We start from the raw sequence: 16400 nt of genomic DNA, 5'->3' as shown, positions 1-16400 counted from the left end.
AAAAGCCCGCGCAATTCCCCGGCGGGCAGGATCGTTTGTTTGGCGACATGAATCTCGTAGCAAACCTTGGTTGCGTGTTGGTAGAATGTCATACCGGCTTCGGTTAGCGACATGCCCCGCGTGGTGCGCACCAGAAGCGGCGCGCCGAGTGCCGTTTCGAGCCGGCCCAATCCACGGCTCACCATCGATTTTGAGATGCCGAGCCGCTGTGCTGCGGGCGCAACGCCACCTGCATCGGCGACTTCGAGAAACGTTCGCAGATCATCGGTATCCAAATACTGACGTCCTCTCCCACCACATCATCATTCGAGCCGGCTTTCACGACAATACGCGAAAATTATCACCGCAACCATGGATTGCGCAAACTGTTTTCAAACCGCGGACAAACGCTAAGCACCGATTGGGTCGAGGATGGAAATCCTGTGCTTGCCGTTTCGCGACGACATAGGACGGCAGTGCGTCTGCGCGATACCAAACAGACCGCAGTTATCGCGAAAGAACGTCCTGCCATTCCGGATGGCGCTCCATTTGCGCCTTCGCAAATGGGCACAAGGGGATGATGGCAATCCCCTCGCTCCGGGCATCCTCCACCGCCTGGCGAACCAGCCGTTCTCCGACCTTCTGGCCACGTAGAGCGGCGGGAACGAAGGTATGATCTATAATGATGCGGCCTTTGCCTGCACGACTATAGGTCATCTCGGCTTCGTCCTGGCCGATCGCAACACGATATCGCCCCTTCGCTGGGCCATCTTCCCGCTCGACATGTTGTTCTTCGGTCTTGCTTTCCATGCCAATTCCTCCGTGGTTTTTCAGCTGGCCGATAGATGATCGACCGCGATTACTTGAAAAATCGAGACTGCCATCCCCGTCCAGGCACCGCTAGCGTGGACGGCGGGAACAGTGTGTCCCGCATCGGGGAACACCGAACCGGTATCGATACATGCCCAGTTGTTGTGTTGTCGGTGACTCTTGCGGCGTCATATCGACCGGTGTGCAGGCCCGACTTGTCAAGGGCAGCGACGCTACATCCGCGTTCCTCTTCACGTGACACAGTTTTCCAAATATCGCGACTACAGCGACCGTTGATGCCGCGCTAACGTTTCCAGCGCAAAGCCGGCCCAGCATCATCAAGGACTGACCGCCAATACGGCAGCGTCGTTGCCTGCCAAAGCTACGCGCTGCCCTTTTCACTTGATGATGCATCTCGCCCATTTTCAGCGCGAATATATAAAAGGAGGACCTATCATGACGAGTGAAACAATCCGCAACCCGAACACCGATATCCTTCTGACACCGGAAAATTCCGCACTCATCATCATTGACTATCAACCGATCCAGGTCTCGTCGATCCGTTCAATTCCACGCGACGAACTGGTTTTCAATATCGTCAGCACGGTCAAGGCAGCAGTGAATTACAATCTGCCGATCATCCACTCGACCGTGAATGTCAAAACCGGCCGCAACAAGCCCCCGATCCAGGAACTGCAGGAGGTGATCGGCCACCTGCCTACCTATGACAGAACCTCGATCAACAGCTGGGAGGACACCGAGTTCAAGCAGGCCGTCAAGGCGGCCGGTCGCCGCAAACTCATCATGACGGCGCTTTGGACAGAAGCCTGCCTGACCTTTCCAGCGCTTGACGCAATGCAAGAAGGCTACGAGGTCTATGTTCCCGTGGATGCGGTCGGCGGCACTTCGCTGGCTGCACACGAGGCAGCGTTGCGCCGCGTCGAACAAGCTGGAGCCAAGTTGATCAGCCGCGTTCAGATGTATTGCGAACTCCAGCGCGACTGGGCGCGCGAAGCAACGGTTCCGGGCTTCATGGGCGTGTTTGACAATGCCGACGGGTTCAATCCCGAAAAAGCCCATCAAGCTGCTTAAGGTAAACCCGATGATGCGGCGATGGTGGACGCCATCGCCGCATCGTTATCGACTGCGACGCCGCGCCCCCCCGCCGGTTGCGACAATGGTCGCACCAATGATCACGGCAGCGCCGATCCACATCTGAATGATTGGAATTTCTGAAAAGATCAGAAACGCCATTAGCGCCACAACGGGCAGGCGAAGAAAATCCAGAGGCGCCAGCACGCTGGCATTGGCCATGGCGAAGGCCCGGGTGATGATGGCCATATTGAAAGCTCCAAGCACGCCTTGCAGCGCAAGCAGCCCTAGTTGAGTCCATGTAGGCATGGACCAGACCGGCAACATGATAATCAGTCCCAGCGGCACCATGGTGATGAGATTCCATGCCACCAGCCGGTCGGTCGTGTCTCGCAAAGCCATGCGGCGCAGAAGCAATTGGCTTGAAGCGGTCAGGACGGCGCCGGCCAGCGCAAACAGCAGCCAGGGATCAAAGCCCTGATCGCCGCTTGGCCGGATGATGATCATCACACCGACGAACCCGGCAATGACACCAAAAATGCTTCCGCGACCGACCTTTTCTCCAAGAAACAGCCATGCGCCCAGAACCAGAAAGATAGGCATGGTAAAGTTGATGGCCGTCGCATCGGCAAGCGGAGCATGGGCAAAAGCCACGAAAAGACAGACCAAGGCCAGCAGTTTCAAGCCGGCGCGTAGAGCATGCAGGGTGCGGAAGGGTGATGCCTTGAGATCGATGCCACGGATGATCCACGGCATCACCGCGATGAGGCCGAAAAACGAGCGGAAAAAGCCTATCATCAACGGATGCACCTGGCCTGCCAGAAGGCGAACGATCACCGCATCGAGACTGTTGAGGCATGCCGCCAGAACCATGATGGCAATGGCAAGACCAGTACGATTGGTGGTCATATGGTCGCGACCTGTCCGGAAGACGACGTATTCGCAAAAGCGCGCCGATGGAACCGGTATGCTGGGTAAGCGGACATCTCGTCTCCGAATCGCTTTGCAAAGGGCACGCGAGGAAGAAACGAAAAGCGGCGCGCGTACAAGCGCCTGCTCGAACCCCCTCCTTGTAGGACGCGGGGCGAATATGACGAATGAGAAAACTATCGTCCAGACTGAAATACAAGAATATCAGATGAGCGATGAAGAAATGCCCGGACGCCAGGGGTGCGCGTCCGGGCGGGGTTATCGATCAGAGAAGATCGAAACGGTCTGCGTTCATCACCTTGTTCCAGGCCGACACGAAGTCACGAACGAACTTTCCCTTCGTATCCGACTGGCCATAAACTTCGGCAATGGCACGCAACTGCGAGTGCGAACCGAAGATCAGATCGACGCGCGTGCCGGTCCATTTCAGCTCGTGGCTTTTGCGATCACGGCCTTCATAAAGACCGTTTGACCCGGCAAGCGGGCTCCAGACGGTGCCCATGTCGAGCAGGTTGACAAAGAAATCGTTTGTCAGGGCTTCCGGCCGATTTGTGAACACGCCGTGTTTCGGTTGACCGACGGTGAGCACGCGCAGGCCACCGATAAGCACTGACATTTCCGGTGCCGTCAGCGTCAACAGTTGCGCGCGGTCGACGAGCGCTTCTTCGGCCTTCATGAACTGGATGCGTTTTTCGTTCGCATAGTTGCGGAAACCATCGACACGCGGCTCAAGGGCCGCAAAAGACTCCACATCCGTCTGCGCATCGGATGCATCGGCGCGCCCCGGCGTGACCGGCACGACGATGTCGTGACCACCGGCCTTTGCCGCCTTTTCGACGCCGGCGGCACCGGCCAGCACGATCAGGTCAGCCAGCGAAATCTTCTTGCCGCCGGTCTGTACCGCGTTGAACGCCTGCTGAATGCCTTCGAGCACGCCCAGAACCTTGGCAAGCTGCGCCGGCTGGTTGACTTCCCAGTCCTTCTGCGGCGCAAGGCGGATACGCGCGCCATTGGCGCCGCCGCGCTTGTCGGAACCGCGGAAGCTGGAGGCCGAAGCCCATGCGGTCGACACCAGTTCCTGCACGGAAAGACCGGACGCAAGCACCTTTTCCTTCAGCGAAGCGATATCGACTTCATCGACTAAAGGATGATCGACGGCCGGCACGACATCCTGCCAGATCAGATCTTCAGCCGGCACTTCAGGCCCGAGATAACGCGCTTTCGGCCCCATGTCGCGGTGGGTCAACTTGAACCAGGCGCGGGCGAAGGCGTCCGCGAATTCCGCCGGATTTTCGAGGAAACGGCGCGAGATCTTTTTGTAGATCGGGTCGACACGCAGCGCCAGGTCAGAGGTCAGCATGGTCGGCAGCTGCTTTTTTGACGGATCGAAAGCGTCCGGGATCGAGGCTTCGGCGTTCTTGGCCACCCACTGATGCGCGCCGCCCGGGCTTTTCGTCAGTTCCCATTCGAAAGCGAAGAGGTTTTCGAAAAAGTAATTGCTCCACTGGGTCGGTGTCTGCGTCCAGGTGACTTCGAGGCCACTGCCGATGGCATCACGGCCGACGCCGCTGTTAAACTTGCTGCTCCAGCCGAGGCCCTGCGCTTCCAGTTCATCGCCTTCCGGATCGATGCCGACAAAGGACGGATCGCCGGCACCATGCGTCTTGCCGAACGTATGGCCACCGGCCACCAGCGCCACGGTTTCCTCGTCATTCATCGCCATACGGGCAAAGGTGGCACGGATATCGCGGGCGGATGCAAGCGGATCAGGATTGCCGCTCGGGCCTTCCGGGTTGACGTAGATGAGACCCATCTGCACGGCGCCGAGTGGTTCGGAAAGCTCACGCTCGCCACTGTAGCGCTCGTCACCCAGCCAGGTACCTTCCGGTCCCCAATAGAGCTCTTCAGGTTCCCAGACATCGGCACGACCGCCGGCAAAACCGAAGGTTTTGAAGCCCATGGATTCCAGAGCGACATTGCCGGTGAGGATCAGAAGATCGGCCCAGGAAATGCTGTTGCCGTATTTCTGTTTGATCGGCCACAGAAGGCGGCGAGCCTTGTCAAGATTGACGTTATCCGGCCAGCTGTTGAGCGGTGCAAAACGCTGCTGGCCCATGCCGGCGCCGCCGCGTCCATCGGTAATGCGATAGGTGCCGGCCGAATGCCATGCCATGCGGATAAAAAGGCCGCCATAATGGCCGAAATCCGCCGGCCACCAATCCTGGCTGTCGGTCATCAGGGCATGCAGATCCTGCTTCACAGCCTCGAGATCTAGCTTCTTGAATTCTTCCGCGTAATCAAATGCTTCACCGAGCGGATCGGAGAGCGAGGAATGGGTATGGAGAATTTGCACGTTCAGTTGGTTCGGCCACCAGTCGCGGTTGGAGTGGCCACGCGGGGTGGCACCATGTGCGACGGGACACTGGCCCGTGGTGTCTGTTTTCGTGTCCATGACATTCTCCTTGGTTGCTCGGACAAGCACTATGGGGGAAACGCAGCGCCGGCCCCATCGTTTCCGGTTTAAAGCGGAGCGATGGGTAAGCCGGGTCATCCATGCAATGTATGGTCCGGCTGGCAGGTGGCAATCTCTTCCCGACAACGTTCCTAGCGCACGAGATCGATCGGCTTAATTCGTATTTATCGATCGTATCGATAGGATTTTACGATCGAAACATGATCTTCGGGGAAATCCGTAAAAGCAGGAATTGTCAGGTGGCAACTTTTTGTTGGGGCGGAGAAAAATCCGTCCGTAGCCGTCCGGCGAACTATCTCAATCGCATCAGATCGACCGGGCGATTGTTGATGATCGCCTCCATGGAGAAGAAGCCGGTCACGGTCGCCAGATCGAAGTCGGTGATAAGCTTTTGGTAGAAGGCATCGTAACCTGACATGCCCTTGGTCACGACTTTGATCAGATAATCCCAGTCGCCGCCGATGCGATAAAAATCGATCACCTCCGGCAAACGCTCAACATGGGCACGGAAACCCTCACTCCACTCCTTGGAATGATGGCGTGTGCGGATCATCACGAAGACCGTGAGATCGAAACCCAATGCCTTGAGGTCGATCGTACTATGCGCCTCGCCGATCAAGCCGAGTTCCTGTAGCCGCTGCAATCGCCTCCAGCATGCATTTTGCGAGAGACCTATCCTCTCGGCCAGTTCACGCTGGGACAGACTGGCATCCTTTTGAAGAAAACTCAGAATCTTCATATCAAAATCATCTATTTTGACATTAGCATCGTTCATATGACCCAATTTCCCGGAAGATTCGTTATAAATAAGACCGCGTTTGATCCTGAACCGGGATATGATTGCTGTCAATTTCGGTATTGAGGAGATTGACCGTGGACGCCGCCAGCCCAGTGACCGCATTGACAGCAACACCTCTGGAAAACTTTCGCCAAAGCCTTGGTAGAGGCGATGTGATCGTGTCGCTGAATGACGGGCTCGTCGGCTCAAAGGCAAAGATCGCCGGCCCCTATGGTGAGAAGCTGCTGGTTTATGCGGATTATGTTGCTTCCGGACGCGCGCTGCATCAGGTCGAACGCTTTATCCTTGATGAAGTCCTGCCGTATTACGCCAACAGCCATACGGAAGCCTCCTATTGCGGAGGGTTCATGACCCGTCTGCGGCGGGAAGCCCGTGCGGTGATCGGCAAATCCTGCGGCGCCAAAAATGAACACGCAGTGATATTCACCGGGTCGGGCGCCACTTCGGGCATCAATCGGCTCGTCAAGCTCTTTGGCGTTTCCGATGCTGTGGCGGCGGGTCGTCATGTCCGGGTGATCGTCGGGCCTTATGAACATCATTCCAACATTCTGCCTTGGCGGGAAAGTGGCGCGGAACTCATCGAGATCGATGAGCATGCCGCAGGCGGCCCCGACCTGGAATTGCTCGCCAAGGCGCTTCAAGACAATACTGCCGCGTTGACGATCTGTGCCATGTCGGCAGCATCGAACATTACCGGCATCGTCAGCGACGTGGCCAGGATCACGGCCATGGTGAAGGCGGCCGGTGCAAAAATGATCTGGGATTACGCAGGCGGCGGCCCCTATTTACCGATCGCCATGTCTCCTGCCCCTGACAAGCAGATCGATGCAATCGTCGTATCGCCGCATAAGTTTATTGGTGGCCCGGGGGCCTCCGGCGTGCTGATCCTGCGTCGTGATGCGCTTGCGACGCAAAAGCCATCATGGCCGGGCGGTGGAACCGTGAAATTCGTGTCTCCGCTGGCCCATGATTACAGCGACAATGTCGAAGCCCGCGAGGAGGCCGGGACGCCCAATGTCGTTGGCGACATTCGCGCCGCCCTTGCCTTCATCGTCAAGGATGCGATCGGTGCCGCACGCATGGCTTCGCGCAATCGTGAACTCGTTGATCGTGCCCGCCACGCGTGGAAAGATATCCCGCAGATCGAGATTCTTGGATCCGCTGATGCCGAAAGGCTGCCGATCTTTTCCTTCCGGGTCAGAAACGGCATCGGAGGCTATGTTCATCAGCAACTGGTTACCCGAATGCTCAGCGATCGCTTCGGCATCCAGGCGCGCGGCGGTTGCGCGTGCGCAGGCCCCTATGTCCATCGCCTCCTGTCAATCGACACCGAGCAATCGGAGGCAATAAGACAGGCAATTCTCTCCGGTGACGAAATCAGCAAGCCAGGCTTCATCCGTCTCAACTTCAGTGTGCTTCTGCCCGACGAAAAGGTGCGTTTCATTCTCGAATCCGTTGCGCAACTTGCTGCGGACGCAACAACATTCGAACCGCATTACGATGTCGATCCCAGCCGGGCGATTTTTTTCCCACGTCCGCCGCAAACCTCAAAAGTCACTCACGCCATGGCATGAGAAACGTAGACAAAATGTCGCAACTTTAACGATGAGTGAATTGACAGATCTACTATTTGGCGAACGAATAGTATGATTATTTCTCCATAATTACCGAAGGGATCGGCAATTATGGAGGAGAGGACGATGAAATACTGGACCAGCTTCGCTTGTGTCGCGCTTCTGGCCGGCACCGCGCTTGGAAGTGCGCAGGCTGCCGGACTAACGGTTGGCTTTTCACAGATCGGCTCGGAATCCGGCTGGCGTGCCGCCGAAACGACCGTGACCAGGCAGGAAGCCGAAAAGCGCGGCATTGACCTGAAATTCTCCGATGCCCAGCAAAAGCAGGAAAACCAGATCAAGGCCGTGCGCTCGTTTATCGCGCAGGGCGTCGATGCGATCCTGATTGCGCCAGTCGTCGCAACGGGCTGGGATGCGGTACTTTCCGAAGCCAAGGAAGCCGAAATTCCTGTCGTGCTTCTGGACCGCACGGTCGATAGCGACAAGTCGCTTTATTTCACCGCCGTCACGTCTGACACCGTCTACGAAGGCAAGGTGGCCGGCGATTGGCTTGTCAAAACCGTTGGCGACAAGCCCTGCAATGTCGTTGAACTGCAAGGCACGACCGGCTCGTCCCCGGCGATCGATCGCAAGAAGGGGTTTGACGACGCGATCAAGGCGCATGGCAATTTCAAGATCGTTCGCAGCCAGACCGGAGACTTCACCCGCGCCAAGGGCAAGGAAGTCATGGAAAGTTTCCTGAAGGCCGAAAACGGCGGCAAGAACATCTGCGCGCTTTATGCTCATAACGACGACATGGCCGTCGGCGCCATTCAGGCGATCAAGGAAGCAGGGCTCAAACCGGGCAAGGACATCCTTGTCGTCTCCATCGACGCCGTTCCGGACATTTTCAAGGCGCTTGCTGCCGGTGAGGCCAACGCCACCGTCGAACTGACGCCGAACATGGCGGGGCCGGCCTTCGACGCACTCGATGCCTTCCTCAAGGGCAAGAAAGAACCGGCAAAATGGATCCAGACGGAATCCAAGCTTTTCACCCAGCAGGATGAACCGTTGAAGGTCTACGAGCTGAAAAAGGGCCTCGGGTACTAAACACGCTCCAAACGAGGGTCATCGGCCACCTCCCGGGACCGATGACCCTGGCCAGCGCTCCAGCGCTTCTCTCACATCAAAACATTCGCGGTGGCTCCTCGTCGAGCCGCCCGGTTTTCGGCTGACTTCAATTTTCAAATTCGAGACGGTTTCAGATGTTTTCTATCGGCATAGACTTTGGGACGAATTCCGTCCGCGCAATCGTGGTTCGCTGCTCTGACGGCAAGGAATTCGGGTTGGGCGTCGTCGATTATCCGAGCGGCAGGCAGGGAATTCTGCTCGATGAGGGCAATGATCTTCTCGCCCGGCAGAACCCGCGGGATTACCTTCTCGGCCTGCGCCAATCGGTTTCACAGGCGCTCGTGGAAGCGGAGCGCGATCCCGCATTCAGCCGGGATCAGATCGTTGGAATCGGCGTCGACACGACAGGCTCCAGCCCGCTGCCGATCGACGAACACAATGTACCGCTCGCGTTCGATCCGCGCTTCAGCGACAATCTCAACGCGCATTGCTGGCTCTGGCGGGATCACACCAGCTGGCAGGAAGCGGAAGATTTCACCCGCATCGCTGCCGAACATCGCCCGCACTACATCGCGATATGCGGCTCGACCTATTCCTCCGAATGGTGGTGGGCAAAGATCTGGCATTGCCTCAATGTCGCGCCCGATGTCTTCGATGCCGCCTATTCATGGGTGGAACTGGCGGACTGGATACCCTCGATTCTGGCCGGCAAGAAGGACGCGCAGCGCATCAAGCGCGGCATGTGCGCGGCCGGCCACAAAGCGCTTTACAACCGGAAATGGGGCGGCCTGCCCGACAGGGAATTCCTGTCCATGCTCGACCCGAAGATTGGAGCGTTGCGGGACAGGCTCTATGACTGGGCGCAGGATGCCTCAAGCCCTGCAGGCTGGCTCTGCGGCGAGTGGGCGGCGGAGTTCGGCTTGCCGGAGGGCATTCCGATCGCGATTGGCGCCTTCGACGTGCATTACGGTGCGATCGGCAGCGGCATCAGGGAAGGCACGCTGGTCAAGGTCATCGGCACGTCCACCTGCGACTGTGCCATGGTTCCCGTCGATCACGGTGTGGCCGAAATTCCGGGCATATGCGGCATTGTCGAGGGCTCCATCCTGCCACGGTTTTACGGCATCGAGGCCGGGCAATCCGCAGTCGGCGACCTGTTCAAATGGTGGGTCGAGGAAATCTGCGATGGTTCCAAGGACCTGCATGCGGAACTCACCCGCGAAGCGCAGGACTTGAAGCCGGGCCAGTCGGGACTGCTCGCGCTCGACTGGAACAACGGCAACCGCACGATTCTGGTCGATCAGCGACTGTCGGGTCTCATTCTCGGCCAGACGCTGCATACATCGAAAGCGGAAATCTATCGCGCGCTGGTGGAGGCGACCGCGTTTGGCGCCCGCGCCATTATCGAGCGTATTCGCGAAAACGGGGTGAAGATCGATCGCGTCGTCTGCACCGGCGGCATTGCCGAAAAGAACCCGATGCTGATGCAGATCTATGCCGATGTGACGGGCTGCGTCATGCAGGTTGCGACATCCAGCCAGACCTGCGCGCTCGGTGCGGCCGTCGCCGCATCCGTGATGGCGCAATTCCATCCCAGCTTTACCGTCGCGCAGGAGGCGATGACCTCGGTTCGGGAAGCGCAATATGTGCCGATCGCCGAAAACCGCGAGACCTATGACCGGCTCTACGCGCTCTACCGGCAACTTCACGACAGCTTTGGCGGGCTTGAACCATCGGCGGATCTGACCCGCCTGATGAAGGACCTGATCGACCTGAAACACGCGGCAAACAGATAAGGCGCGCTGCGCCACAAGACATATGGAGCAAGAAATGACAATCATTGGTTTGAAACCGGCAAAGATCTGGTTTGTCTGCGGTTCCCAGCATCTATACGGGCCTGAAACGCTGGAGCAGGTCGCCGACAATGCGCAGAAAATCGCCTCGGAGCTGGATGCGGCGGGTAAGTTCCCTCTGCCGATCGTTTCGATGCCGATCGTGAAGACGACGGACGAAATCGCCGATTTGTGCATCAAGGCCAATGCCGATCCAGAATGCGCCGGTTTGATTTTATGGATGCACACATTCTCGCCCGCGAAGATGTGGATCAGAGGCCTGACGCAGCTCAACAAGCCGTTCATGCATCTCCACACCCAGTTCGAACGCGATCTCCCGTGGTCGACCATCGACATGGATTACATGAACCTGCATCAGGCCGCCCACGGCGACCGGGAAGCCGGCTTCCTGCACACGCGCCTGCGCCTCGGTCGCAAGGTCGTGGTCGGTCATTGGTCCGATCCGGAAGTCCATACGCGGATCGATGCCTGGATGCGGGCCGTGCGCGCCTGGCATGACTGGCAGGGCGGCCGCTTTTGCCGCTTTGGCGACAACATGCGGTATGTGGCTGTCACCGATGGCGACAAGGTGTCCGCCGAAATGGCCTTCGGTTTTTCGGTCAATGGTTTTGGTATTGGAGACCTTGTCGCCGCGATCAACGCCGTCAGCCAGTCCGATGTCGCCGCTCTCGCCGCAGACTATGAAACGCTCTATTCGGTTGTCCCGGCACTGCGCAAGGCCGGTCCGAAGCACGACGCGCTGCTCTACAATGCACGTCAGGAACTCGGGCTTCGCCGTTTTCTCGAAGCCGGTGGCTTCAAGGGTTTCACGACCACATTCGAGGACCTGCATGGCCTCACCCAGTTGCCGGGCATGGCGCCGCAGCGTCTGATGGCATCGGGTTACGGTTTTGCTGGCGAAGGCGACTGGAAAACCTCCGCCCTCGTTCGCGCCCTGAAAGTGATGGGTGAAGGCATGAGCGGCGCCACCTCCTTCATGGAGGATTACACCTATAATCTCGCAGAAGGCGAGGAAGCGGTGCTTGGCTCGCACATGCTGGAAGTTTGCCCGACGATCGCGGCGGGAAAACCAAGCGTCGAGATCCACGCACTCGGCATCGGCGGCAAGGATGACCCGGTCCGTCTGGTCTTTAATTCGGTGAAGGGTGCGGCCCTCAATGCGACGCTGATCGATCTCGGCAATCGCTTCCGCCTGCTCGTCAACGAGGTGCAATCGATCGACCATCCCGACCTGCCGAAACTGCCGGTGGCGCGCGCCGTCTGGCAATGCAAACCGGATTTCAAGACGGCGCTTGCCGCCTGGATACTCGCCGGCGGCGCGCATCACACCGCCTACAGCTACGACGTCACCACCGAGATGCTGGAGGATTTCGCCACCATTGCCGGCATCGAACTGGCGGTGATCAACGACGATACGACTCTGTCCGCCTTCAAGCAGGATCTGCGCAACAACGAAGTCTATTACCACTTCGCACGCGGCATCCGGGCTTGAGACCATGGCGCATTACAAGGAACTCAAACGGGAAGCCTACGAGGCCAATATCGCGCTTCCCGCCAAAGGACTGATCAACCTCACCTTCGGCAATGCCAGTGCGGTGGATCGCAAGCGTGGCGTGTTCGCCATCAAGCCGAGTGGGGTCGGTTATGACGATCTGCGCCCGGAAGACATGGTGATCGTCGATTTCGAGGGCGAACGAGTGGAGGGCAAACTCAATCCCTCCTCCGACACGCCGACACATCGGCGGCTGCTGACAGCATATCCACAGATCGGCGGCGTGGTGCACACCCATTCCTCGCACGCCACCGCCTTTGCGCAGGCCGGTCGCGCCATCCCGATCTTCGGCACCACGCATGCCGACTATTTCAACGGCGACGTTCCGGTAACCCGCAAGATGACGCCGCAGGAAATTTCCACCGCCTATGAATGGGAAACCGGCAATGTCATCGTCGAATGTATCGGCAATATCGATCCGCTCGATCTGCCCGGCGTGCTGGTGAATAGGCATGCACCCTTCACCTGGGGTGTGAGCGTCGCGAAAGCCGTCGAAGTCGCCGTTGCGGTGGAATGTATCGCACAGATGGCGATCATGTCGCTGCAACTGGCGCCATCCCTGCCGCAGATCGAGACGGAACTGCTGACCAAACACTTTCAGCGCAAACACGGCCCGAACGCCTATTACGGCCAGAAGCCGCCACCGACCTGAACGATTGCACCAAAGCAGATCGACGGAACTCGGGGAGGAGGCATTTCGTATGGACGACAACGCAATTCTATCGGCAACCGGGATCACCAAGATCTTTCCGGGCGCCAAGGCTCTCGATGGCGTGAATTTTTCCCTGCGGCGGGGAGAGGTTCACGCGCTGCTGGGTGAAAACGGCGCCGGCAAATCGACTCTGATCAAATGCCTGACCGGCGCCTATCGCCGCGATGGCGGCACGGTGACGCTTGACGGCGAGCCGATCGACCCGAAAAACCCGCTCTGCGCGCAGGCACTCGGCATCGGCACGGTCTATCAGGAAGTGAACCTGCTGCCGAACCTGTCGGTGGCCGAAAATCTCTTTCTGGGACGTCAGCCGCGCCGCTTCGGCCTCATCCGGTCGAGCGCGATGAAGGAGAATGCCCGCGCGCTGCTGGCGAAATACGGGCTCGACATCAATGTCTCCGCCAGCCTCGACAGCTATTCGGTGGCCGTGCAGCAGGTGATCGCCATAGCCCGTGCAGTCGATCTGTCCGGCAAGGTGCTGATCCTGGACGAACCGACGGCCAGCCTCGATGCCAGGGAAGTTGAGATGCTGTTCGCCATCGTTCGCGACCTGAAAGCCAAGGGTCTCGGCATCATCTTCATCACCCATTTCCTTGAACAGGTTTATACGCTTTCCGATCGCATCACCGTTCTGCGCAATGGCCGGCTGGTGGCCACGCGCGAAACGGCAACGCTGCCGAGACAGGAACTCGTGACCCTGATGCTGGGGCACGAATTACAGGAACTCTCGAAATCCTCGCACCGGAAATCCGAACAGCTTTCCGAGCCGCGATACCGGTTCGAAAACTACGGCAAGGCGGGCACGATCAAACCCTTCGACCTCTTAGTCCATCGCGGCGAAGTGGTCGGCATTGCAGGGCTTCTCGGCTCGGGTCGGACCGAAACCGCAGAACTGCTGTTCGGGCTGAAGGCACCGGATAGCGGCTCGAAAGCCACAATCGATGGCTCGGTGGTTTCGGTAAACTCCCCACGCGCCGCCATCGCAAGGCGGTTCGGCTTTTGCCCCGAAGACCGCAAGGTCGATGGTATCGTCGGAGACCTTTCGATACGTGAAAACATCGCGCTCGCCCTGCAAGCCCGCCAAGGCTGGTGGAAGCCGGTTTCCCGCACGCAGCAGAACGCGCTGGCCGATCAATACATCAAGGCGCTCGACATCCGCACCACCGATCGTGAAAAATCCATCCGCCTGCTCTCCGGCGGCAACCAGCAAAAAGCCATTCTCGCCCGCTGGCTCGCCACCAATCCCGAATTCCTGATCCTCGACGAACCCACGCGCGGCATTGATGTCGGTGCGCATGGAGAGATCATCCGTCTAATCGAAAACCTCTGCGCGGATGGCATGTCGCTACTGGTCATCTCCTCGGAACTCGACGAGCTGGTCACCTATTCCTCGCGCGTTCTCGTGCTGCGCGACCGCCAGCATGTGGCGGAACTGAGCGACGAGGAGATCACCACCACCCACATCATCAACGCCATCGCAGCCCGGCCATCACAACCAGAGAGGTCACAGGTCGCATGAGTGACAGGGTTTCTCTTTTACGCCGACTGGCGCCCCAGCTGATTGCGCTCGGCGCGATCCTCTTTCTGATCTGGCTTGTCTTTCCCGCCTTTTTCAGCCTGACATTCCAGAACGGCCGCGCCTATGGCAGCCTTATCGACGTCCTCAACCGCGGCGCACCCGTCGCACTCCTGTCCATAGGTATGACGGTGGTGATCGCCACCAAGGGTATCGACCTTTCGGTCGGCGCTGTCATGGCAATCTGCGGCGCAGTCGCGGCTTCCGCCAGTGTACAGGGACAGCCAATCGCCACCACGCTCTTCCTGGCCCTCAGTGTCGGCGTGATCTGCGGACTGTGGAACGGCGTGCTTGTCGCCTTTCTCAATATCCAGCCGATCATCGCAACCCTGATCCTGATGGTGGCGGGACGCGGTATCGCCCAGTTGATCACCGAGGGCGCCATCCTGACTTTCGACGATCCCTCACTGGCATTCGTGGGCAGCGGCGCCTTCCTCGGCCTGCCGGTGCCCATCGTCATCTGGGTGGTGTTTGCAACTCTCGTCACCCTCGTTCTACGCCGGTCGGCGCTCGGCATGCTGATCGAAGCGGTCGGCATCAACCGGCGCGCCAGCATGCTGGCCGGCGTCAACGCGCCGGTCCTGCTGATCGCCGCCTATATCCTCTCCGGCATCTGCGCCTCGATCGCAGGCGTTGCCATTGCGGCCGATATCCGTGGTGCCGATGCCAACAATGCCGGGCTCTGGCTGGAACTGGATGCGATCCTCGCCGTCGTGGTCGGCGGCACGTCACTGCTCGGCGGCCGCTTCAGCATTATCGGCTCGCTGCTCGGCGCGATGATCATTCAGGCGATAAACACCGGCATCCTGCTCTCCGGCTTTCCGCCGCAGTTCAACCTGATCATCAAGGCCGCGATCGTAGTGGTGATCCTCATCATCCAGTCACCGGAAGCCAAAACGCTTTTGAGCTTCGTCAACAGAACGCGCCCGGCCCCCGTCGCAGCCCCGAAAGGAGCGCAACAATGAGCCAGCGTTACCTGCCGCTTCTTGCGACGCTCGCGATCTTCATCATCGCCTATATCGCCAGCACCTTTCAGTTTCCGCCCATGTTTTCCACGCGTGTCATCGGCAATCTGCTGACGGACAATGCGTTTCTCGGCATCGCGGCCGTCGGCATGACTTTTGTCATCCTGTCGGGCGGCATCGACCTTTCCATCGGTTCCGTCATCGCCTTTACCAGCATCTTTCTGGCGATGATCCTCGCAACGACATCGATCCATCCGCTGCTGGCCTTCGCGATCGTGCTGGTGATGACCACCGCCTTCGGCGCACTCATGGGCGCGATCATCCACTATCTCGACATGCCGGCCTTCATCGTCACGCTGGCCGGCATGTTTTTGGCGCGCGGTCTCGCATTCGTGGTGTCGATCGATTCCATCCCGATCAAACATCCATTCTATGAAACCTTGCAGGACTGGTATCTGCGGCTTCCCGGCGGCGGTCGCTTTACGCTGATCGGCGCGGCCATGATCGTCACCTTTCTGGTCTGCATCGTCATCGCTCATCGCACCCGCTTCGGCGCAAACGTGTACGCACTCGGCGGCGGTGTTGCGACCGCAAAACTGATGGGCGTGGATGTCGCCCGCACGACGATCGCCATCTATGCGGTGTCCGGTCTTCTCGCCGGTCTGTCGGGTATCGTTTATTCGATCTATACCTCCGCCGGTTATTCGCTGGCGACAGTCGGCGTGGAACTGGATGCGATCGCGGCCGTGGTAATCGGCGGCACGCTTCTGTCGGGCGGTGTCGGTTTCGTGGCCGGAACTTTTATCGGCATTGCCATCCAGGGCCTGATCCAGACTTACATCACCTTCGACGGCACGCTTTCCAGCTGGTGGACAAAGATCCTGATCGGCATCCTGCTCTTTTCCTTCGTCGCCATGCAGAAGGGAATCCTGCTGTTTTCGAAAGACAGGTCGCAGAAGGCCGGCTGAGATTCCG

At 58.8% G+C, this 16400-nt stretch carries 14 protein-coding genes; 9 read left to right on the top strand and 5 right to left on the bottom strand.

The window, feature by feature from the left end; genetic code table 11:
* The coding region (locus GAO09_RS13795) for a LysR family transcriptional regulator (protein WP_153354569.1) at positions 1–275 on the bottom strand (275 nt) is incomplete at its 3' end.
* A 211-nt stretch (positions 276–486) separates the two neighbouring features.
* On the bottom strand, positions 487–789 hold the full coding sequence (locus GAO09_RS13790; protein WP_153354568.1) for a GNAT family N-acetyltransferase: 303 nt from the start codon (positions 787–789) through the stop codon (positions 487–489).
* A gap of 456 nt (positions 790–1245) precedes the next feature.
* Between GAO09_RS13790 and GAO09_RS13785 the strand changes: the two genes are divergently transcribed.
* Positions 1246–1881, top strand: coding sequence for a hydrolase (locus tag GAO09_RS13785; RefSeq protein WP_153354567.1), 636 nt, complete (start codon positions 1246–1248; stop codon positions 1879–1881).
* A gap of 45 nt (positions 1882–1926) precedes the next feature.
* Here GAO09_RS13785 and GAO09_RS13780 read toward each other — a convergent pair whose 3' ends face one another.
* From GAO09_RS13780 to GAO09_RS13770, 3 genes are all read right to left on the bottom strand, one after another.
* Entirely contained in the window at positions 1927–2790 is an 864-nt protein-coding gene (locus GAO09_RS13780; protein ID WP_153354566.1) for a DMT family transporter, read from the bottom strand.
* Between the two features lie 286 nt (positions 2791–3076).
* The gene (gene katG / locus GAO09_RS13775; RefSeq protein WP_153354565.1) at positions 3077–5263 is read right to left on the bottom strand and encodes a catalase/peroxidase HPI; all 2187 of its coding nucleotides are present in this window, start codon (positions 5261–5263) and stop codon (positions 3077–3079) included.
* Positions 5264–5576: 313 nt separating this feature from the next.
* Entirely contained in the window at positions 5577–6059 is a 483-nt protein-coding gene (locus tag GAO09_RS13770; RefSeq protein WP_153354600.1) for an Lrp/AsnC family transcriptional regulator, read from the bottom strand.
* A gap of 98 nt (positions 6060–6157) precedes the next feature.
* Here GAO09_RS13770 and GAO09_RS13765 point away from each other — a divergent pair, with 98 nt between their 5' ends.
* From GAO09_RS13765 to yjfF, 8 genes are all read left to right on the top strand, one after another.
* Positions 6158–7657, top strand: a complete 1500-nt coding sequence (locus GAO09_RS13765) for an aminotransferase class V-fold PLP-dependent enzyme (RefSeq protein WP_324184907.1) — start codon at positions 6158–6160, stop codon at positions 7655–7657.
* A gap of 126 nt (positions 7658–7783) precedes the next feature.
* Entirely contained in the window at positions 7784–8746 is a 963-nt protein-coding gene (gene ytfQ / locus GAO09_RS13760) for a galactofuranose ABC transporter, galactofuranose-binding protein YtfQ (RefSeq protein ID WP_153354564.1), read from the top strand.
* Positions 8747–8901: 155 nt separating this feature from the next.
* The gene (locus tag GAO09_RS13755; protein ID WP_153354563.1) at positions 8902–10563 is read left to right on the top strand and encodes a ribulokinase; all 1662 of its coding nucleotides are present in this window, start codon (positions 8902–8904) and stop codon (positions 10561–10563) included.
* Positions 10564–10597: 34 nt separating this feature from the next.
* The gene (araA, locus tag GAO09_RS13750) at positions 10598–12112 is read left to right on the top strand and encodes an L-arabinose isomerase (protein ID WP_153354562.1); all 1515 of its coding nucleotides are present in this window, start codon (positions 10598–10600) and stop codon (positions 12110–12112) included.
* Positions 12113–12116: 4 nt separating this feature from the next.
* Positions 12117–12824 carry an L-ribulose-5-phosphate 4-epimerase AraD gene (gene araD, locus GAO09_RS13745; RefSeq protein ID WP_153354561.1) on the top strand — a complete coding sequence of 236 codons (708 nt, stop codon included), beginning with the start codon at positions 12117–12119 and terminating at the stop codon, positions 12822–12824.
* A 49-nt stretch (positions 12825–12873) separates the two neighbouring features.
* The gene (gene ytfR / locus GAO09_RS13740; RefSeq protein ID WP_153354560.1) at positions 12874–14403 is read left to right on the top strand and encodes a galactofuranose ABC transporter, ATP-binding protein YtfR; all 1530 of its coding nucleotides are present in this window, start codon (positions 12874–12876) and stop codon (positions 14401–14403) included.
* Positions 14400–15425 carry an ABC transporter permease gene (locus GAO09_RS13735; RefSeq protein WP_153354559.1) on the top strand — a complete coding sequence of 342 codons (1026 nt, stop codon included), beginning with the start codon at positions 14400–14402 and terminating at the stop codon, positions 15423–15425. The genes ytfR and GAO09_RS13735 overlap by 4 nt, the downstream gene beginning before the upstream one ends.
* Positions 15422–16393: a galactofuranose ABC transporter, permease protein YjfF gene (gene yjfF, locus GAO09_RS13730; protein ID WP_153354558.1), complete on the top strand. Its 972-nt coding sequence runs from the start codon at positions 15422–15424 to the stop codon at positions 16391–16393. The genes GAO09_RS13735 and yjfF overlap by 4 nt, the downstream gene beginning before the upstream one ends.
* The last annotated feature ends 7 nt before the right edge of the window (positions 16394–16400 follow it).

It is taken from the genome of Endobacterium cereale (genome assembly GCF_009617585.1).
Taxonomy (GTDB): Bacteria; Pseudomonadota; Alphaproteobacteria; order Rhizobiales; family Rhizobiaceae; genus Neorhizobium; species Neorhizobium cereale.
The sequence above is the reverse complement of the archived record's forward strand: the minus strand, read 5'-3'. Positions and strand labels throughout refer to the sequence as shown.